This is a genomic window from Roseiarcus sp. (assembly GCF_049514155.1).
Classification (GTDB): Bacteria; Pseudomonadota; Alphaproteobacteria; order Rhizobiales; family Beijerinckiaceae; genus Roseiarcus.
The window spans coordinates 1-18,326 of the sequence record NZ_JBEKVH010000017.1; the positions used below are offsets into that span (position 1 = coordinate 1).

Consider the following 18,326-nt stretch of genomic DNA (forward strand, 5'->3'; position numbering starts at 1 on the left):
ACGACATCGTCGACCATTGCTGCGACGCCTGGAACAAGCTCGTCGATCAACCCTGGAAGATCATGTCCATCGGCCTGCGAGATTGGGCCTACAGGTCGTGATCAGAGAGTCTTGGTATTAGCTGCGAAACCAATTTAGGAGGGTAGTTTCTCGCGCTACCGCTGGGTGGGGGATTGCAATGAGCTTCTTTACCGACGCGGAAGCGTCGAGCCTTCGCATCGCGCGCATAAGCTTGCATATCGTGAGCGACGACGAGTTCAGACCCGAGCCGGAACTAGCAATCGAACACGACGATTTCCTTCTCGATCGCATCCGCGATGTCGCCCCAGCGAGCGTTTATCGGTTTGATGACGTATCCGCTGCGCGGGACACTATAGAGGCGATCGCGACTCGCAAAGTGGGCTTCGAGGAAGGCGCGCAGACACTTGCTCGGGAGTTTTGCCGGTTTCACCAAGGCAACACGCGGGATGGTGCGTTTTTCGTCTTTGAACTCGGCACAGATGACGAGAGCGTCCGATTGTATGCGCTGATGAAGTACGACTACGGACAGGCCTTGGAGCTCATAGAGCGGGAAGGTGCCGCGGGTCTTCGTCGAATTGTCGAAGCGTTTATTGACGACAAGTCGGCAATCCAAAAGTCAGCGCTGGTGCGCGTGGTCAACGGCTCGGCGGAGGCTTCGATCTCGACTCGTGACCGCATGGGCCGACCGGCGCCGCAGCTCACCGACTATTTCATTCGCTATCTCCAAGTGGTGCGCGACCGTACGGACAGCGAGCTTACCACCGCTGTTAAGGATGTGGTCCGGGCCGCCCTGGAAGATCATCGAGAGCATCTTCCTTCTGGTGGAGTGGCGCCCGCAGTCTCGCGCGCATTGGAGGTTCTGCGCAATACCGAGACGATAACAGAGGACGTGGTCAACCACGCGGTTTGGATGGGGGCTGGGCAACCGGCGGACGACCAGGTGTGCGATTCGCTAAAGAAGTCCGTTGGTCGCCTAGTTAAGCGCAAGCGTTTGGCCGGCGTCGCGTTCCCGCCGGATGGGACTCAGCTCGCCAGACCAATCACTCGACTGGTGCGCACCGAAGAGGGAGTGACGATCCAGTATAACACCGGCCTCGAAGGTCAAGCAGTTAGGAAAACAGAACTTTCGGATGGAGAGACCCAATTCATCATCACCACGAGAAAGTACACGGATGCTGTCCTCTCTGAAAGCTCTGGCCGCCGCCGTTGACGGGCTCAGCGCCCGGGGACTTGCGACGCTCACGGAGACACCGTCTGCTCTGACGATTGCGTCGCTGCCCGCGGCCGAATTGGAACAGCTGTTTCCGCTGCTCACGGCCGTCGGATGGCGCTGCGACATCATCGACGGTGCGGGTGAACGGGCCGAAACGAGTACTTTTAAATCAGACTACCAGCCATTTATAGTGACGGTGGAGAAGCCCAGCCAAGCCGCCGCTCTACGGGTGGTCACCTCAGCGGGTCTTAGGGCCTTCTTGCTCGCAGAACGCGGAGATGAGCTCTGGGAAGTCGCTACGCTCGCGACACCTTTTGCAACAATGGCCGCAAGCTTCTTGCCATGGGGCTCCTCAAGTATTTTCAGCCCCGCCCCCGCGACCAAGAGCCCCCGCCAGTTAGTGAAGGACCATAAGATCCCGCCGAGTGCGCCGAACGACATTCGCGTTTGGATGTTACGCACGCCAGCGAGCGAGCAGCTTTGGGGCGACCCCGTCTTCCAGACTTTCGCCGAATTATCGGCGGGAGCGTTGATGAGAGCTTTAGCCAGCGAAATCAAGAACGACGGCGACCTTGTGTTCACAGGGCCACCCCGTACGCAGCTTGACGCTCCTCGCATTGGGGCGGGCAATGAGCTCAAGCTTAACGGTTACAATGATCTCCTTGCCGCGGCAGCTTGGGTATACGAGAATGTAACCGAAGCCGAACAACGGCATGGCCTGTTCGCCGCGGAGTTCGGTCGCACCCATCCTCCAGCCGAAGCAGAAACAGCCGCGGTCTTTGCTGCCATCGCAGCCAATGTTCTCGAAGGTGCGAGGCTCGCTTATCAGCTGAGTTTGTCAGACCTAACCCGAGAAGCGATTAAGGCGCAGGGAGATCTCAGGAAAGCTGTCGCCGACGACACTGCGAAGCTGGCTGATAATGCGCGGCAAGTTGTCACCGCCGTCGCCGCAGCGCTCGCGACCTGCATCGGACTCGTTGCTGCAAAGGTCGGCACGACAACCCCCCACTGGCTATTGGCGGTAGTTGCTTTTCTTGCCGGAGTTTACGTCTGCGTCGTTGTGGCAACCGGCTGGGTCTTTATGAGCGTGCAGCGGGACATGCGTCAAAAGTGGAGATCTCGTCTCTATCGCTTCATTCCCAAGCCCGATTACGACGCGATGGTCGTCGACCCTGCAGGGCGTGCAGAGGCGATGTTCACAGTTAGTGCGATAGCCGGCGGAGTCGTGGCGACTTTCGCCATCGTGATAATTCTGATGGTGTTCTTGACTCCTTGATTCCCAATATATGACTTCCTGAACGGAAGACTCCCCTTCCCCTCCGTCACACTCCAAGCCGTCGGCCTCACGGAAGCAGGACCCTCCGAAGTTTTGCCGCCGTCAATGGTCTCCGACCGCCGGAGGCGGCGCGCCATAGGGCGTCGAGAGACGCCCGTCTTTCGACGGGCTCTGGCGCGCCATTGACGGCGGCAAAACTTCGGAAACAAGAGGCTTCCGCGAGGTCGACGGCGCGCTATGCCAAGCGGAAGGGCACTCGGCTAGCCGCTCGCGCGGCGACCCCTCATCCGGCGTTGCTTTGCAACGCCACCTTCTCCCACAAGGGGAGAAGGGGAGCGCGCGGCGCCACGCTCGTTCTGGCGCAGCGAGCCGCCCCTCATCTGTCGGCTGCGCCGACATCTTCTCCCCGCAAGCGGGGCGAAGGGGCGCGCCGTGCCTTGAATTTGCAGGACGCTCTTGTTGCAGACGTTCAGGCGCAGAGGTCGCCCTATGTCCCGCGCTTGAGCGCGTCGGCGGCGACGGTGAGCGGCAGGACGAGGGAGAGCGGCGTGTCGTCCAAGCGGAGAGCGCCATAGCCTTCGTACCAGCGCGCCGCGCGGTCGTTCTTGGCGTCGATGAGCAGGGCGACGCCGCCGACGTCCTGTGCGACGCGGATGCAGCGATCGGCCGCGCGCAACAAAAGGGCGCCGCCGAGGCCGCGGCCTTGCGCCGTTTTGTCGACAGCGAGCCGGCCGAGGCGGAACACGGGCACGTCGTAACGCGCCAGGCCTTTCTTCGCCAGCGCCGGCGTTCGCGCATATTCGAGCGAGGCCGGCGACAGCGTATAGAAGCCGAGGATGCGCGCCGGCGCGTCGGCAGGCGCGGCGACGAAACATTTCGCGCCGCCGCTTTCATGGTTCTGGCGCGCGTATTTTTGCAGATAGAGATTGAGATCGGCGTCGCCGCAGTCGAAGGCGTCGCGGTCGTGCCGCTTGGCGAGCGGCGCTTCCTCCCAGCGAAGCGCCGTCATCGCAGCGTGAAGCCGGCCTTTGCAGCGCGCACGAGCCGGTCCGGCGCCGCCGGCGGATTTTCCAGCAGCGCAAGCACGCGCAACGAGTCGCGCTCGGAGAGCGTGACCCGTTCGGCCTCCGCGATATCCGCCTCGGCCTTCGGCAGCACGGCGCCGAGAATGTAGCCGGTCAGATCGAGCCGCTTGAGCGACGCGGCGCGGGTCAGCGTGGCCTTGTCTTCGGGGCGGAGCCGCAATTCGACCCGCCCGCTTTCGGTGAGAGCGCGGGGCATGGAACCTCCATTTCGTTGTCCACTAACATACGGATTGAATCCGTACCAGAGGGCTCCGAACAACCTGCCATCACACCCCAAGCCGTCGGCCTCACGGAAGCAGGACCTTCCGAAGTTTTGCCGCCGTCAATGGCGCGCGCATAGCCCGTCGAAAGACGGGCGTCTCCCGACGCCCTATGGCGCGCCGCCGTAGGCGGTCGAAGACCATTGACGGCGGCAAAACTTCGGAAACAAGACGCTTCCGCGAGGTCGACGGCGCTCTTCGTCGAGCTGGCGCCGGTCGCGCACATTGCGGCGACAAGGCGGACTGCGCGGACAATCGCCCGGCCCCTCATCTGTCGGCTTCGCCGACATCTTCTCCCCGCGCGCGGGGAGAAGGGGCATGCGGCCGCCGTCTGCTCCCTCTGGCGCAGCGAGCCGCCCCTCATCTGTCGGCTTCGCCGACATCTTCTCCCCGCGCGCGGGGAGAAGGGGCGCACGACCGCGGCCACGCTCGTTCTGGCGCAGCGAGCCGCCCCTCATCTGTCGGCTTCGCCGACATCTTCTCCCCGCGTGCGGGGAGAAGGGGCGCGCGACTGCGGCCACGCTCATTCTCGCGTAGCGAGCCGCCCCTCATCTGTCGGCTTCGCCGACATCTTCTCCCCGCACGCGGGAGAAGGGGCGCGGGTCACCCCTTCTTCGGCCGCCGCACGCTGCGGGTGCGCTCGGGGGCGCCGGCGGCGACGAGCAGCTTGCGGAATTCGTCGCGCTTCTCGTGGATCGAAGCGATCACCAGCCCCATCGGCACGCCGATGTCGACCAGCGTCGCCTCGGACAGCTGCAGGCTCGCTTCGATCGTTTCCGGCACCGCATCGGTGACGCCGAGCTGGTACAGCGTGCGCGCATGGTCCGCGTCGCGCGCGCGGGCGATGATGGTGATGTCGGGCCTCAGGCGCCGCGCGGCGGCGACGACCTGCTCGTTGGCGCTCGGCTTGTCGAGGGTGATGACCAGGGCGCGCGCCGTCTCGAGGCCGCAGCGGCGGAGGAAATCCTCGCGCGAAGCGTCGCCGTAATAGACCGGCTTGCCGGCGCGCCGCTCGCGCGCGGTCAGATTCGGATCGGCGTCGACGGCGATGAAGCGGATACGGTGCGCCGCCAGCATTTCGCCGATCAGCGTTCCGACCCGCCCGTAGCCGACGATGACGACGCGGCCGGCGTCCTCTTCGGGCGGCGCGACCAGGGCTTCGGGGTCGAGCTCGCGCACGCGCCGCCGCGCCAGCGCCGCGCCGAGGCGGCCGAGGGAGGGGATCGCCATCATCGACAAAGCGACGGCGACAAGCAGGATCGCCGCGTCGGCGCGGTCGACGACGCCGCCGGCGACCGCGGCGGCGATCACGACGAAGGCGAATTCGCCGCCGGGGCCGAGCAGCAGCGCCGCCTCGCCGGCGACGCGGCCCGGCGCGCCGAACAGACGCCCGAGGACGAACACGATCAGCGCCTTGATCGCGATCACGGCGACAGCGATTCCGATCGTCACGACCGGCGCTGCGGCCAGGATCGACAGGTCGAGCTGGGCGCCGACCGAGACGAAGAACAGGCCGAGCAGCAGGCCCTTGAACGGCTCAATGGTGACTTCGATCTCGCGGCGGAACTCGGTCTCGGCGAGCAGCAGGCCGGCGACGAACGCGCCGAGCGCCATCGACAGCCCGCTGGCGGCGGCGGTCAGCGCCGCGCCCAGCACCACCAGCATACAGGCCGCCATGAAGAACTCGGGGCTGCGCGTCAGCGCCACCGAGTGGAACAACGGCCGCAGCACCAGCCGGCCGACGACGATCACCGCGGCGAGCGCCGCCGCCGCCGGCGCAAGCGCGATCGCGATGCTGACGGCGAGGTTGCCGCTGTGGCCGCCGCCCGACAGCATCGTCACCAGCACCAGCAGCGGCGCGACCGCGAGGTCCTGCAGCAGCAGCGCGGCGAAGCTCAGGCGGCCGACCGGCGCGGCGAGGCGTTTGCGTTCGGCGAGCACCGGAATGACGATCGCGGTCGAGGACAGCGCCAGAGCCGCGCCGATCGTCGTCGCCGCCGCGGCCGTCCGCCCGAGCGCATAGGCGAGGAGGCCCAGCGCCAGCGCGGAGACGACGAGCTGGCTGAGGCCGAATTCGAACACCAGCCGGCGCATGCGCTTGACGCGCTCGAACGACAGTTCGAGACCGATGGTGAACAGCAGCACGACGACGCCGAATTCGGCCAGCCGGGCGATCGCCTCGACGTTGGTCAGCGCCAAGGCGGCCAGGATGGGCGTGCGTTCGGCGAGTCTGCCGAGGCCAAACGGGCCGAGAGCGACGCCGGCGAGCAGGTAGCCGAGCACAGGGCTGATCCGCAGGCGGACGAACAGCGGCGCGACCACCCCCGCGGTGGCGAGGAACAGCAACGCTTCCTTGTAGACGCCGAGATCGAATGGCGCGTTCATCGGTCCTGTCGCAGCCGCCCCCCGGCCGAGCTTAGTCGATTCGCTTGCGCCGAAGCGACCTCGCCACGCCGACAGGCGCCAGCCCCTCTTGTAGACGCGGCCGATGGCCGCGTCCTCTTTGTGAGGGTCACACGATGAACGGCGCTTTCGCGCCGGACGCGCTCACCGAGCGCGTCTACAGGCCGCCCCGTCGGGCGCGCCGCAAACGCAAAAACCCTCTCGGCTGGGCGGGCCGAGGGGGTCAAGAATGATCCAGAGAGCGCTAGAAAGCGGCTCAAGCGGCCTTGGGCTCGGCCGCCGTCTCAGCTTCCGCCTGCTTTTTGACGATCTCGCGCTTCAACGCCGCGGCGCCGTCGGAGAGCTCGCCGTCGCGGGCCTTCAGCAGGAAATTGTCGAGCCCGCCACGGTGCTCGACCGTGCGCAGGGCGGCGGCTGCGACGCGCAGTCGCACCGCGCGGCCGAGCGCATCGGAGATCAGGGTCACCCGGCACAGGTTCGGCAGAAAACGGGTGCGCGTCCTGTGGTTGGAATGGCTGACCTTGTTGCCGGTCTGGACGGCGATCCCCGTCAGCTCGCAACGGCGTGACATAGCGCAACTTCCCTTGATCAAAACTGGGTAGAAAACCCCAGGCGATTCCGCGGTCAGCCGCGCTTCGCAAACGAAAGCGTCGGCGCCGCCCTTCCGGCCCTGGCGTCTCAGGTCGGCGGTCTATAGGGGAAGGGCCAAACGGCGTCAAGCGCGAGGGGCTGGTTCATGAACGCAGGCGAGGTCGCCGATCCGCTCGGCGCGGCGCCGCGGCTGGCGGCGTTGCAGGCGGCGATCGCCACGCGGGCGCGCGACTGCGACCGCGATCCCGCCGCAGTGACCTTGGTCGCCGTCTCCAAGACCTATTCGGCCGACGAGGTCTGGCCGACCATCGCCATCGGCGGCCAGACGATCTTCGGCGAGAACCGCGTCCAGGAAGCCAAGGCGAAATGGCCGGGGTTGCGCGCCCGCGCCGCCGAACTCGGCAAAACGCTCGAATTGCATCTGATCGGTCCGCTGCAGAGCAACAAGGCGGGCGAAGCGGTCGAGCTGTTCGACGCCATCGAGACCGTAGACCGCGACAAAATCGCCCAGGCGCTCGCCGCGGCGATGGCCAAGGCGGGCAAGCGACCGCGTCTGTTCGTCGAGGTCAACACCGGCGCCGAGCCGCAGAAGGCCGGAATTGGCCCACGCGACGCCGACGCCTTCCTCGCCCGCTGCCGCGACGTCCACGGCCTGGCGATCGAGGGGCTGATGTGCGTGCCGCCGGCCGGCGAACCCGCCTCGCCGCATTTTGCCTTGCTCAAGGTCATCGCCGAGCGCAACGGGATCAAGCAATTGTCGATGGGCATGAGCGGCGATTGGCCGCTCGCCGTGCCGCTCGGCGCGACCGAAGTGCGCGTCGGCAGCGCCATTTTCGGCGCGCGAACATGACGAGCGCCGCCTTTGACGCGTCGGCGACGCCGGCGTGACCCAACCGACCTGCGACGCCGCCTCGATGGGGGCTCGTCGCGTCCACGGAGTGAAAGCATGAGTCAAGTCGTTCTCACCCTCAACGCCGGCTCCTCGTCGGTGAAGTTCGCCATCTTCGCCTACGGAAGCGGCGGCTTCGACGAGTTGGCGAGGGGGCAGGTGGAAGGGCTCGGCGCCCAGGCGACGTTCACCGCCAAGCGCACGTCGGGCGCGAAGGTGCAATTCACCCTCGATCCGGGCCAGGGCGCCCCCGACCACCGCGCGGCGATGAAGGCGATCCTGCGCTGGCTCGGCGAGGAGAAGCTCGACGACAACGTCGTCGCGGTCGGCCACCGCGTTCTCCACGGCGGGCGCGACTTCACCCAGCCGGCGCGCGTCGACGCGGCGCTGCTGGCGACCCTGCGCACCCTGATTCCGCTCGGCGAGCTGCACGAGCCGTTCAACATTCTCGGCATCGAGGCGGCGATCGAAGCGTTCCCCAAGACGCCGCAGGTCGCCTGCTTCGACACCGCCTTCCACCGCGCCCAACCGTTCGTCGCCGACGTCTACGGGCTGCCGCGCTCCTATTACGACGAAGGCGTGCGCCGCTACGGCTTCCATGGCCTGTCCTACGAATACATCGCGCGACGACTGAAGATGGTCGCGCCGGAGATCGCCGGCGGCCGCGTCGTCGTCGCCCATCTCGGCAACGGCTCCTCATTGTGCGCGATCCGCAACGGCCGCGCGGCGGCGACGACCATGGGCATGACCCCGCTCGACGGCGTGCCGATGGGCACCCGCTCCGGCCAGATCGATCCCGGCGTGCTGTTCTATCTGATGAAAGTGAAGGGTATGAGCGTGACGGAGGTCTCGGACCTGATCACTTACAATTCCGGCCTCAAGGGCCTCTCTGGCATCTCGCAGGACATGCGGGCGCTAGAGGCGTCGGACAGCCCGGCGGCGAAGGAGGCGATCGACTATTTCGTCTATCGCATCCGCCGCGAGATCGGCAGCCTGGCGGCGGCGCTCGACGGCCTCGATGCGATCGTCTTCACCGGCGGCATCGGCGAGAACTCGCCGCGCACGCGCGCCGAGGCGCTGACCGGCATGGAGTGGCTCGGCGTCCATCTCGACAAGGCGGCCAACGCCGCCAACGCACAGCGCATCACCACCGCCGATTCCAAGACGATGGCGCTCGTGGTGAAGACCAACGAAGAGCGGATGATCGCCGAACACGCGATCAACGTCGCCGGACTCGCCGCTCAGCTCGAGTCGGCCGCGCGCTGATCCTTGGCCGCGGCGGCGAATTCCGGCCGCAGGACGCGATAGAGACGCATGAAGCGCTCGCGCGCGGCGGCGAAGGCGTCGACGAGGCCGGGCTCGGGCTCGGTCACATCGGCGATCGGCGGGGCTGAGCAGATTGTCTCCGGCGCCGCGCCGGTCGCCGCGAGAACCGCCAGCCGCGCCGCGCCGAACGCGGGTCCGACTTCGCCGCCCTGGCGGCGCGTGATCGGCGCGTCGACCGCCGCCGCGATCATCCGCGTCCATAGAGCGCTGCGCGCGCCGCCGCCGATCAAATCGAAGCCTTGCGGCGCGTCGCCGGTCGCGGCAAGACAGGCGCGCGCCTCGGCGAGCGTCAGCGCGACCCCCTCCATCGCCGCCCGCGTCAGATCGACGCGCGCAGCGGCTTCCGTAAGGCCGAAGACGACCCCGCGCGCGTGCGGGTCGTCGTGCGGCGTCCGTTCGCCGGAGAGATAGGGCAGGAACGTCGTTTCGTTCGGGCCGCGATAATTCTCCGCCGCTTCGCGCTCGAGCGCGCCGGCGTCGACGCCGACGAGGCGGCCGACGAAGGCGAGCGCGCCGGCGCCGTTGAGCATCGCCGCCATCCGATACCAGCGGCGCGGCAGCGCGTGAGCGAAGCTGTGGACGATCTTTTCCGGCGCGGCGCGATAGGCGTCGGAAACGACGATCATCTGCGAAGCGGTGCCGAGCGAGATGAACGCGTCGCCCGGCCGCGTCGCGCCGATCCCGACCGCCCCGACCGCGGCGTCGCCGCCGCCCGCCGCAACCACCAGTCGCCGCTGCAGGCCGAGCGCGTCGGCGACTGCCGGCGTGAGCGACCCGACCGAGTCGCTGCCCTCGACCAGTCGCGGCGCGCAGGCGGGATCGACGCCGCTCGCCGCAAGCGCGTCGATCGACCAGGCGCGCGCCCGTTCGTCGAGCCACCACGTCCCCGCCGCGTCGCTCATGTCGGAAGCGATCTCGCCGGTCAGGCGGAAGCGCAGGTAGTCCTTGGGCTGAATGACATGGGCGATCGCGGCGAAGATCGATGGCTCGTGACGCGCGAGCCAGATCAGCTTCGGCGCGACGAACCCGGCCATCGGCTTGACGCCGACGACGTCGGCAAGCGGTCGATGGCGTTCCCACAGTTCGGCCGCCTCGCGGTGGGCGCGCCCGTCGTTGTGAAGGATCGCCGGCCTCAGCGGCTTGCCGTCGCGGCCGATGAGCACTGCGCCGTGCATCTGGCCGGAGAAACCGATCGCTTCGGCGCCGGCGAAGGCCTCAGGCGCGGCGCTTCTGAGCTCGCCGAGCGCGCCGATCATCGCCGCGACCCAGGCTTCGGGATCCTGCTCCGACCACAAAGGCCGCGGACGATCGGGGCGGTACGCGCGCGTCGCCGCGGCGATCAGTCCTCCTCCCGCTTCCACCAGCACGGCCTTGAGTCCGGACGTGCCGCAATCGACGCCAATCGCAATCATCGTCAGACTGTCGCGGAAATCGACGCGCTCGACAAGCGCCGTGGGACGCGGCGCGAGGACGCGGACCCCCCAACGGCGCCGTCCCCCGTCCTTGGACGCCCGCGCTCACGCGATGGGGCCTGAAGATGAGGGAGAGCGTGGCCTAAGGCGACTCGCTAATCGCGCCAGACGCCGTCGCGGGCGGCGCAGATCGCCCAGGCGGGCGGCGTGTCCGCAGCCACGTCGGCGGCTGCGGTCCGCCCGGCGCCGAGACCCTTGGCGAGAATGTAACGCAGGCCGACGAGGACAGGCTGATCGGCGCCGCGCGCAGCCGCCTCGACCGACCGTCGCTCGTCGTCGGCGGCATGGAGCGCGAAGGCGCGCACCATCCGCGCCGCGAGCACGCCGCTCGGCAGGTCGCGGCGCGAAGCGTCGGCGGTGAATCGCTCGGCGAACTCGCCGCCGATCGACGCCAGCGCGGCGCGCGCGACATGGACGTTGGTGCAGGTGCGGACGATTTCTCGCAAAGCGGTCACGGGCGCCTCCTGTCGTTCCCCCGGGACCAACTCTTACGGGTCGATCGCGACGAAGATGAGGCGACGGCGCGACGCTTGCGCATACGGACCGTGAATATAACGCGGCGCCCACAAGGGGCGCCGCGCATTTTCGTCGAATCTTAGGCGACGCTTTTACTTGCCGAGCGCCTTGTCGGTGACGACCGTGGTGTAGGCGCCGACCGGCTCCTTGGTGATGACCGGATCGGAGCCGCCGGTCAGCAGCGTCTTGACCGTACGCTCGTAGTCGGCCTGGTCGAGCTTGCCGTCCGAGCCGGCGGTGAGCTTGTTGATCTCGCTCATCATCTGCTTCTGGTGATGCTCGGTCTGGGCGCCGGTCGCATCGTTGTCGAGCACGATCTTGGCCGCCGCGTCGGAGTTCTCGCGCGCCCACGCCCAGCCCTTCATCGACGCCTTGACGAAGCGCGCCATCTTGTCGACGAAGGCCGGATCCTTGAGCTTGTCCTCCATGGCGTAGAGGCCGTCCTCGAGCGTTGCGACGCCCTGGTCCTCGTACTTGAAGACGACGAGCTGCTCGGGCTTGTAGCCGGCGTCGATGACCTGCCAGTACTCGTTGTAGGTCATGGTCGAGATGCAGTCGGCCTGCTTCTGCAGCAGCGGATCGACGTTGAAGCCCTGCTTGAGCACCTTCACCCCGCCCGGCGAGCCGTCGGTCTTGTAGCCAAGTTTGCCCATCCAGTTGAGGAACGGGTACTCGTTGCCGTAGAACCAGACGCCGAGCGTGCGGTCCTTGAGGTCGGCCGGGGTCTTGATGCCGGTGTCGGCGCGGCAGGTCAGCTCGAGACCGGAATGCTTGAACGGCTGGGCGATGTTGACCATCGCCGCGCCTTTCTCGCGCGCGGCGAGCGCCGCCGGCATCCAGTCGACCACCACGTCGGCGCCGCCGCCGGCGATCACCTGCTCCGGCGCGACATCGGGCCCGCCGGGCTTGATCGTCACGTCGAGGTTTTCGTCCTTGTAGTAGCCTTTGTCCTTGGCCACGTAATAACCGGCGAACTGCGCCTGGGTGACCCACTTGAGCTGCAGCGTCACCTTGTCGGCCGCGTGCGCCGCCCCGACGGCGAGGACCGCCGCGGCGCTGACGATTGTAAACAGAGACTTCTTCATCGCTTCACCTCCACTCCTGCCTGCGCGCCGCCAGTGAGGCTGGGCGGCGCCTTGAGCCGAGCCGCTCAATTCTCGCGCCTGCGATAGGACGCGTGCCAGAAGGTCACGCGCCGTTCGATCAGCGCCACCAAGGCGTAGAACGTCGAACCGGTCAGCGCGGCGACGACGATCGTCGCCCACACCATATCGATGCTCAGGTGTCCGACCTCGGTCGAGATGCGAAAGCCCATCCCGACCGTCGGCGTGCCGAAGAACTCGGCGACGATCGCGCCGATCATCGCCAGCGTCGTATTGATCTTCAGCGCGTTGAAGACGAACGGGGCGGCGGCGGGCAGACGCAGCATGCGCAGCGTCTGCGAATAGTCCGCCGCATAGGTCATCATCAGATCGCGCTCCATCGGCCCGGCGCCGGCGAGGCCGACGGTGGCGTTGACCAGCATCGGAAAGAACGTCATCACCACGACCACCGCCGCCTTCGACGGCCAGTCGAAGCCGAACCACATCACCATGATCGGCGCGACGCCGACGATCGGCAGCGCCGAGACGAAATTGCCGAGCGGCAGCAGTCCGCGCTGCAGGAACGGCGAGCGGTCGATGAGGATCGCGACCAGCAGCCCCGCGCCCGAGCCGATCGCGTAGCCGGCGAGCACGCCGCGAATCGTCTGCAAGAAGTCGGCCGCCAGCGTCGGCATCGACGAAACGAACCGCAGCCCGATCGCCGAGGGCGCCGGCAGGATGATCGCCGGCACGCCGAGCAGCTTGACGCCGACCTCCCAGACCGCCAGCACGGCGAGGCCAAAGAGCAGCGGCGGCGCGAAGTCGGCGGCGCGCGCGTTCATCGGCTGAACGCCATGCGACGCAGGACGATGCGGCCGGCGAGCGCGATCAGGCCGACCAGCGCCGCCGACAGCGCGGTGGCGGTGAACAACGCCGCCCAGATCTGCACCGTCTGGCCGTAATAAGAGCCGGCGAGCAGCCGCGCGCCGAGGCCGCCGTCCTCGCTCTTGGTCACTTCGGCGACCACCGCGCCCACCAGCGCCGCCGCGGCGCCGATCTGCATCGAGGCGAAGAAGTACGGCGCGCTCGCCGGGGCGCGCAGCTTGGCGAAGGTCTGGCCCTGCGTCGCCGAATAGGTGCGCATCAGATCGATCTGCAGCGGATCGGGCGTGCGGAAGCCCTTGACCATGCCGACCGTGATCGGGAAGAACGACAGATAGGCGGCGATCACCGCCTTGGGCGCAAGCCCGGTGATGTTGAACTGGTTGAGGATGACGACGATCATCGGCGCCAGCGCGATGATCGGCACCGTCTGCGAGGCGACGATCCACGGCATCATCGAGCGCTCGAGCGTGCGCATCGACTGGATCATCACCGCCAGGCCGATGCCGAACGCAGCGCCGAACAGGAAGCCGATCAGCGTCTCTTCGAGGGTGATCGTCGCATGATAGACGAGGCCGCGTTTCGAGGTCGGCGGCGTCTCGATCACCAGCTTGTAGAGTTCGGCGGCGATCTGATGCGGCGCCGGCAGTTTCGGCCGCTCCATCTCGAGCGTCGCGGCGATGAGCTCGCCGGTCGTGTAGTTCGTCTCGCCGGCGTTGGCGAACATGTCCTCCTGCAGCGACGCGTTCATCAGCGCCGCCGCGGCGTACCACAGCGCAAACAGCGCTACGAGGACGATCGTCACAGGCAGGACATTCTTCATCGCCGCGCCCGCCATGCGGCCGAGCGAGGCCCGGCTCGCTCGTTCGCCTCAGTCATCATAGGAATGGCCCGCCCGTAGCCCATGCCGCACGCGATTGGCGATCTCGAGGAATTCCGGCGTCTCGCGGATGTCGAGCGGCCGCTGACGCGGAAAGCCGGTCTCGATGATGTCCTGGATCCGTCCCGGCCGCGGCGACATGACGACGATCCGCGTCGACAGAAACACCGCCTCGGGAATCGAATGGGTGACGAACAGCACGGTCTTGCGCGTCTTGTCCCACAACCGCAGCAATTGCTGGTTGAGCATGTCGCGGACGATTTCGTCGAGCGCGCCGAACGGCTCGTCCATCAACAGCAGCTCGGGATCGAACGACAGGGCGCGCGCGATCGAGGCGCGCTGCTGCATGCCGCCCGACAATTGCCACGGGTATTTCTTGCCGAAACCGGTGAGGTTGACCAGATCGAGCCCCTCGGCGACGCGTTGGTCGCGCTCGAACTTGGGGTAGCCCATGATCTCGAGCGGCAGGGCGATGTTGTCCGCCACCGTTCGCCATGGATAGAGCGCCGGCGCCTGGAACACGTAGCCGTAGGCGCGGTTCGCCCGCGCCTCCTGCGCGCTCATGCCGTTGACCTGCAGCACGCCGCCGGTCGGCGTCTCGAGATCGGCGACCGCGCGCAGCAACGTCGTCTTGCCGCAGCCCGACGGGCCGATGAACGCGACGAACTCGCCGCGCTCGACCTTCAGATCGATGTTGCTGAGCGCCTGCACCGGCCCGTCGCGCGTCTCGAAACGCAGCGACAGGTCGGCAATGTCGATGACGTGATGCAGGGCCTCGATCGTCGTTTCGGCGTGGGGCGTCTGCGTCATCGTCAACGGGCGACCCCTGGGGCGGTGAAGGTCTCCTTGTAGCGGCTCAGCGCGCGCGCCTCGGCGATGAACGGATCGCGCTTGACGAAGCGGCCGCGCCCGGGCTCGCCGACGACCTTGCCTTCGGTCGCGACCACCTCGCCGCGCGACAGGGTGAAGCGCGGCAGGCCCTGAACCTTGACCCCCTCGAACACGTTGTAGTCGATCACCGAGACCTGCTTGTCGGACGAGATCGTCTTCTTGACGTTGGGGTCCCAGACGACGACGTCGGCGTCGGCGCCGGGCAGGATCGCGCCCTTGCGCGGATACATGTTGAGGATGCGGGCGATGTTGGTCGACGTGACGGCGACGAATTCGTTCATCGTCAGCCGACCGGCGCCGACGCCGTAGGTCCACAGCACCGGCATGCGGTCTTCGAGACCGCCGGTTCCGTTGGGGATCTTGGTGAAGTCGCCGCGGCCGAGCTCCTTCTGACGGGTGGTGAACGAGCAATGGTCGGTCGCCACCACTTGCAGCGAGCCGGCGCGCAGTCCGTTCCACAAGTTGTCCTGGTTGCGTTTGTCGCGGAACGGCGGCGACATGACCCGGCGCGCCGCGTGCGCCCAGTCCTTGCTGAAATACTCGCTCTCGTCGAGCACGAGATGCTGGATCAGCGGCTCGCCGAAGACGCGCATGCCGAGCGAACGGGCGCGGGCGATCGCCTCGTGGGCGGCGATGCAGGAGGTGTGCACGACGTAAAGCGGCACGCCGGCCTGGTCGGCGAGGATGATGGCGCGGTTGGTCGCCTCGCCCTCGACTTCGGGCGGCCGCGACAGGGCGTGGCCTTCCGGCCCGGTGACGCCCTTGGCGAGGTAGAGCTTCTGCAGCGCCGCGACGAGCTCGCCGTTTTCGGCGTGAACGAGCGGCAGCGCGCCGATCTCGGCGCAGCGACGGAACGAAGCGAACAGCTCCTCGTCGTTGACCATCAGCGAGCCCTTGTAGGCCATGAAGTGCTTGAAGGTCGTCACGCCGCGGTCGACGACCTTGGCCATGTCCTCGCGCACCTTGTCCGACCAGTAGGTGACGCACATGTGGAACGAATAATCGGAGATCGCGCGCTCCGCCCGTTTGTCCCAATCGCCGAGCGCCTCCATCAGCGGCTGGCCGTGGCCTGGGATGCAGAAATCGACGACCATCGTCGTGCCGCCCGAGAGCGCGGCGCGGGTGCCGTGCTCGAAGTCGTCGGCCGAATTGGCGCCCATGAACGGCATGTCGAGATGGGTGTGCGGATCGATGCCGCCCGGCATCACGAAGCAGCCGGAAGCGTCGACCTGCTTGTCGCCGTCGAGACCCTCGCCGACCGCCTTGATCGTTCCGCCGTCGATGAGCACGTCGGCGGCGTAGCTGCGATCGGCCGCGACGACCGTTCCGCCTTTGATGACGAGGGACATGACGCCAATTCCTCCTAGTGGCCGGTTAAGCGACGATTTCCGCCTTTTCCAGAGCGGCGTGCAGCAAGACGTTGGCGCCGGCGGTCGACCATTCGAGCTTGATGTCCTCGCTCTCGTTGTGGCTGACGCCGTCGACGCAAGGGGTGAAGACCATCGACGTCGGCGTCACACGCGCCATGTAGCAAGCGTCGTGCCCGGCGCCCGCAACGATGTCGCGATGCGAATAGCCGAAGCGCTGGGCGGCGCGGCGCACCGCGGCGATGCATTCCGCGTCGAAGGGCACTGGCGCGTAATAGAAGACCTGCTTAAGGTCGTAGGTTAGGCCGATCTTGTCGGCGATCGCCTTGACGCCCTCATGCAGCGCCGCGTCCATCTCGCTCAGCGTCGCGTCGATCGGATGGCGGAACTCGCAGGCCAGGAACACCTCGCCGGGAATGACGTTGCGTGAGTTGGGATAGGCGTTGATCATGCCGCAGGTCGAGACGCCGAGCGGCGCCTTGGACAGGCCGATGGCGTTGACGAGTTCGACGACGCGCGCCGCGCCGAGCAGCGCATCCTTGCGCACCGGCATCGGCGTCGAGCCGGCGTGGCTTTCGAAGCCGGTCAGCTTCAGCTCGTACCAGCGCTGGCCCTGGCCGTGGGTGACGATTCCGACGTCGTAACCCTCGTCTTCGAGAATCGGCCCCTGCTCGATGTGCAGTTCGAAATAGGCGTGGACCGGCCGGCCGCCGACCGGCTCCGAGCCCTTGAAGCCGATGCGCGCCAGCTCGTCGCCGAGCTTCTTGCCGTCGGGATCGAGCCGCGAATAGGCGAATTCCTTGGTGTAGACGCCGGCGAACACACCGGAGGAAATCATCGCCGGAGCGAAACGCGAGCCTTCCTCGTTGGTCCAATTGGCGACCTCGATCGGATAGCGGGTCTTGATCTTGAGGTCGTTGAGCGAGCGCACGACTTCCAGCGCGCCGAGCACGCCGAGCACGCCGTCGAACTTGCCGCCGGTCGGCTGGGTGTCGAGATGGCTGCCGAGCACCACGGGGGGAAGATCGTCTTCGACGCCGGCGCGATGCGCGAACATGTTGCCCATCTCGTCGATCTTGAGCGAACAACCGGCCTGCTCGCACCACGCGCGGAACAGTTCGCGGCCCTGCTTGTCGACGTCAGTGAGGGTGAGGCGCTTGCAACCGCCCTTCGGCGTGCCGCCAATCTTCGCCATTTCCATCAGCGAGTCCCACAGCCGCTGTCCATTGATGCGGACATTCGACAGGTCCGACATTCGCCACTCCTTACTGACTGACAATCAACGCTATTATGAATTTGACCAAACGGTCAAATGCCGTAATTCTGCGCGGGGGCGCCCAAGTAGAGGGCGCCGCGCGAGGCCCGAAATGGACAAACAGATCGCCAAGCCGAGCATTCGCGAAGAGAACGAACGCGCCATTCTCGCTGCTGCGGAAGAGGAGTTCGCCGAGCAGGGATTCAGCGGCGCGACGATGGCGGCGATCGCGGCGCGCGCGGGCGTGCCGAAGCCCAATATCTACTACTACTTTTCCACCAAGGAACGCCTCTATCGCGCGGTCGTCGAGCGCGTGCTGACCGAGTGGCTGGCGGCGGCGGCGGCGTTCGACACCAGCGACGATCCGGCCGAAGCGTTGACCTCGTACATCGACGCCAAGATGGACCTCGCACGCGCGATGCCGCTCGGCTCGAAGATCTGGGCGAACGAGATCATGCGCGGCGCGCCGGCGATCCAGGACTTCCTCGACACGACGCTGACGCAATGGGTGCGTTCGCGCGAGCGCGTGGTCAGGCGCTGGATCGCCGACGGCAAGCTGAAGCCGATCGAGCCGCGCGTACTGCTCTACATGATCTGGGCGACGACCCAGCAATACGCCAACGCCGCACACGAGATCGCGACGCTCGAGCACGGCGAGCTTTCCGACGCCGCGTTCGAGCGCGCGAAACGCCAAGTCGCCGAGACAATTTTGGCCGGGGTGGTGGCGAAGCGGGGCGCCTAAGGTCGCGCCGCGCCTAACAACTAGGCAACAATGGTCGGTGTGACCAAACGTCGCGACGGCGTCGAGGCGTATTTGCTCGTCGTTGAGACCCTCGCCATCGGCCAGATTTTGCGAAGCGATCTCAACGCGATAATCCTCGCGCTGGCCGGCCGCGGTCGCACCTGGGCGCTCGGCG

General features: G+C 67.0%; 16 protein-coding genes and 1 pseudogene. 5 read left to right on the forward strand and 12 right to left on the reverse strand.

Annotated elements, in window-relative coordinates; translation table 11 throughout:
• Positions 1-178 precede the first annotated feature (178 nt).
• Both ABSF49_RS04080 and ABSF49_RS04085 read left to right on the forward strand, forming a co-directional pair.
• Positions 179-1,231, forward strand: coding sequence for a hypothetical protein (locus ABSF49_RS04080; RefSeq protein WP_424111357.1), 1,053 nt, complete (start codon positions 179-181; stop codon positions 1,229-1,231).
• A complete protein-coding gene (locus ABSF49_RS04085) occupies positions 1,194-2,510 on the forward strand; it encodes a hypothetical protein (RefSeq protein ID WP_424111358.1) in 1,317 nt (438 codons plus the stop codon). The genes ABSF49_RS04080 and ABSF49_RS04085 overlap by 38 nt, the downstream gene beginning before the upstream one ends.
• Positions 2,511-2,997: 487 nt before the next feature.
• On the opposite strand, the gene ABSF49_RS04090 is transcribed toward ABSF49_RS04085, so the two are convergent.
• The 4 genes from ABSF49_RS04090 to rpmB all read right to left on the reverse strand — a co-directional run bounded on the left by ABSF49_RS04090 (position 2,998) and on the right by rpmB (position 6,829).
• A complete protein-coding gene (locus ABSF49_RS04090; RefSeq protein WP_424111359.1) occupies positions 2,998-3,519 on the reverse strand; it encodes a GNAT family N-acetyltransferase in 522 nt (173 codons plus the stop codon).
• The gene (locus ABSF49_RS04095) at positions 3,516-3,791 is read right to left on the reverse strand and encodes a type II toxin-antitoxin system TacA family antitoxin (protein ID WP_424111360.1); all 276 of its coding nucleotides are present in this window, start codon (positions 3,789-3,791) and stop codon (positions 3,516-3,518) included. Before ABSF49_RS04095 ends, ABSF49_RS04090 begins: the two co-directional genes overlap by 4 nt.
• A gap of 667 nt (positions 3,792-4,458) precedes the next feature.
• Positions 4,459-6,240, reverse strand: coding sequence for a cation:proton antiporter domain-containing protein (locus ABSF49_RS04100; protein WP_424111361.1), 1,782 nt, complete (start codon positions 6,238-6,240; stop codon positions 4,459-4,461).
• A 274-nt stretch (positions 6,241-6,514) separates the two neighbouring features.
• Positions 6,515-6,829 carry a 50S ribosomal protein L28 gene (gene rpmB / locus ABSF49_RS04105; RefSeq protein ID WP_424111362.1) on the reverse strand — a complete coding sequence of 105 codons (315 nt, stop codon included), beginning with the start codon at positions 6,827-6,829 and terminating at the stop codon, positions 6,515-6,517.
• Positions 6,830-6,994: 165 nt separating this feature from the next.
• On the opposite strand from rpmB, the gene ABSF49_RS04110 reads away from it, so the two are divergent.
• A complete protein-coding gene (locus ABSF49_RS04110) occupies positions 6,995-7,699 on the forward strand; it encodes a YggS family pyridoxal phosphate-dependent enzyme (protein WP_424111363.1) in 705 nt (234 codons plus the stop codon).
• Positions 7,700-7,795: 96 nt separating this feature from the next.
• Positions 7,796-9,004, forward strand: a complete 1,209-nt coding sequence (locus ABSF49_RS04115) for an acetate/propionate family kinase (protein WP_424111364.1) — start codon at positions 7,796-7,798, stop codon at positions 9,002-9,004.
• Here ABSF49_RS04115 and xylB read toward each other — a convergent pair.
• The 8 genes and pseudogenes from xylB to ABSF49_RS04155 form a co-directional block, all read right to left on the reverse strand.
• Complete coding sequence (gene xylB, locus ABSF49_RS04120) at positions 8,980-10,476, reverse strand: xylulokinase (protein WP_424111365.1); 1,497 nt, start codon at positions 10,474-10,476, stop codon at positions 8,980-8,982. The genes ABSF49_RS04115 and xylB overlap by 25 nt on opposite strands.
• A 155-nt stretch (positions 10,477-10,631) precedes the next feature.
• Entirely contained in the window at positions 10,632-10,991 is a 360-nt protein-coding gene (locus tag ABSF49_RS04125; RefSeq protein ID WP_424111366.1) for a hypothetical protein, read from the reverse strand.
• Between the two features lie 153 nt (positions 10,992-11,144).
• Positions 11,145-12,137 (reverse strand): ABC transporter substrate-binding protein, encoded by a 993-nt coding sequence (locus ABSF49_RS04130; protein ID WP_424111367.1) that lies wholly within the window; start codon positions 12,135-12,137, stop codon positions 11,145-11,147.
• A 65-nt stretch (positions 12,138-12,202) separates the two neighbouring features.
• Positions 12,203-12,964 (reverse strand): annotated as a pseudogene (locus tag ABSF49_RS04135) (ABC transporter permease); the annotation flags it as partial.
• A gap of 8 nt (positions 12,965-12,972) precedes the next feature.
• The gene (locus ABSF49_RS04140; RefSeq protein WP_424111368.1) at positions 12,973-13,839 is read right to left on the reverse strand and encodes an ABC transporter permease; all 867 of its coding nucleotides are present in this window, start codon (positions 13,837-13,839) and stop codon (positions 12,973-12,975) included.
• Positions 13,840-13,887: 48 nt separating this feature from the next.
• Positions 13,888-14,706, reverse strand: coding sequence for an ABC transporter ATP-binding protein (locus ABSF49_RS04145; RefSeq protein ID WP_424111369.1), 819 nt, complete (start codon positions 14,704-14,706; stop codon positions 13,888-13,890).
• 2 nt (positions 14,707-14,708) lie between these two features.
• Positions 14,709-16,136 (reverse strand): dihydropyrimidinase, encoded by a 1,428-nt coding sequence (gene hydA / locus ABSF49_RS04150; protein ID WP_424111370.1) that lies wholly within the window; start codon positions 16,134-16,136, stop codon positions 14,709-14,711.
• Between the two features lie 25 nt (positions 16,137-16,161).
• Positions 16,162-17,409 (reverse strand): Zn-dependent hydrolase, encoded by a 1,248-nt coding sequence (locus tag ABSF49_RS04155; protein WP_424111371.1) that lies wholly within the window; start codon positions 17,407-17,409, stop codon positions 16,162-16,164.
• Between the two features lie 112 nt (positions 17,410-17,521).
• On the opposite strand from ABSF49_RS04155, the gene ABSF49_RS04160 reads away from it, so the two are divergent.
• Positions 17,522-18,151 (forward strand): TetR family transcriptional regulator C-terminal domain-containing protein, encoded by a 630-nt coding sequence (locus ABSF49_RS04160; protein WP_424111372.1) that lies wholly within the window; start codon positions 17,522-17,524, stop codon positions 18,149-18,151.
• Positions 18,152-18,326 lie beyond the last annotated feature (175 nt).

Excerpts from the sequence above, each read along its gene's own strand:
- xylB (WP_424111365.1), bottom strand. The coding sequence starts at position 10,476 with ATGATTGCGATTGGCGTCGATTGCGGCACGTCCGGACTCAAGGCCGTG.
- ABSF49_RS04160 (WP_424111372.1), top strand. The coding sequence starts at position 17,522 with ATGGACAAACAGATCGCCAAGCCGAGCATTCGCGAAGAGAACGAACGC.
- ABSF49_RS04155 (WP_424111371.1), bottom strand. The coding sequence starts at position 17,409 with ATGTCGGACCTGTCGAATGTCCGCATCAATGGACAGCGGCTGTGGGAC.
- ABSF49_RS04100 (WP_424111361.1), bottom strand. The coding sequence starts at position 6,240 with ATGAACGCGCCATTCGATCTCGGCGTCTACAAGGAAGCGTTGCTGTTC.
- ABSF49_RS04145 (WP_424111369.1), bottom strand. The coding sequence starts at position 14,706 with ATGACGCAGACGCCCCACGCCGAAACGACGATCGAGGCCCTGCATCAC.
- ABSF49_RS04140 (WP_424111368.1), bottom strand. The coding sequence starts at position 13,839 with ATGAAGAATGTCCTGCCTGTGACGATCGTCCTCGTAGCGCTGTTTGCG.
- ABSF49_RS04110 (WP_424111363.1), top strand. The coding sequence starts at position 6,995 with ATGAACGCAGGCGAGGTCGCCGATCCGCTCGGCGCGGCGCCGCGGCTG.
- ABSF49_RS04090 (WP_424111359.1), bottom strand. The coding sequence starts at position 3,519 with ATGACGGCGCTTCGCTGGGAGGAAGCGCCGCTCGCCAAGCGGCACGAC.
- ABSF49_RS04080 (WP_424111357.1), top strand. The coding sequence starts at position 179 with ATGAGCTTCTTTACCGACGCGGAAGCGTCGAGCCTTCGCATCGCGCGC.
- ABSF49_RS04085 (WP_424111358.1), top strand. The coding sequence starts at position 1,194 with ATGCTGTCCTCTCTGAAAGCTCTGGCCGCCGCCGTTGACGGGCTCAGC.
- ABSF49_RS04095 (WP_424111360.1), bottom strand. The coding sequence starts at position 3,791 with ATGCCCCGCGCTCTCACCGAAAGCGGGCGGGTCGAATTGCGGCTCCGC.
- rpmB (WP_424111362.1), bottom strand. The coding sequence starts at position 6,829 with ATGTCACGCCGTTGCGAGCTGACGGGGATCGCCGTCCAGACCGGCAAC.
- hydA (WP_424111370.1), bottom strand. The coding sequence starts at position 16,136 with ATGTCCCTCGTCATCAAAGGCGGAACGGTCGTCGCGGCCGATCGCAGC.
- ABSF49_RS04130 (WP_424111367.1), bottom strand. The coding sequence starts at position 12,137 with ATGAAGAAGTCTCTGTTTACAATCGTCAGCGCCGCGGCGGTCCTCGCC.
- ABSF49_RS04115 (WP_424111364.1), top strand. The coding sequence starts at position 7,796 with ATGAGTCAAGTCGTTCTCACCCTCAACGCCGGCTCCTCGTCGGTGAAG.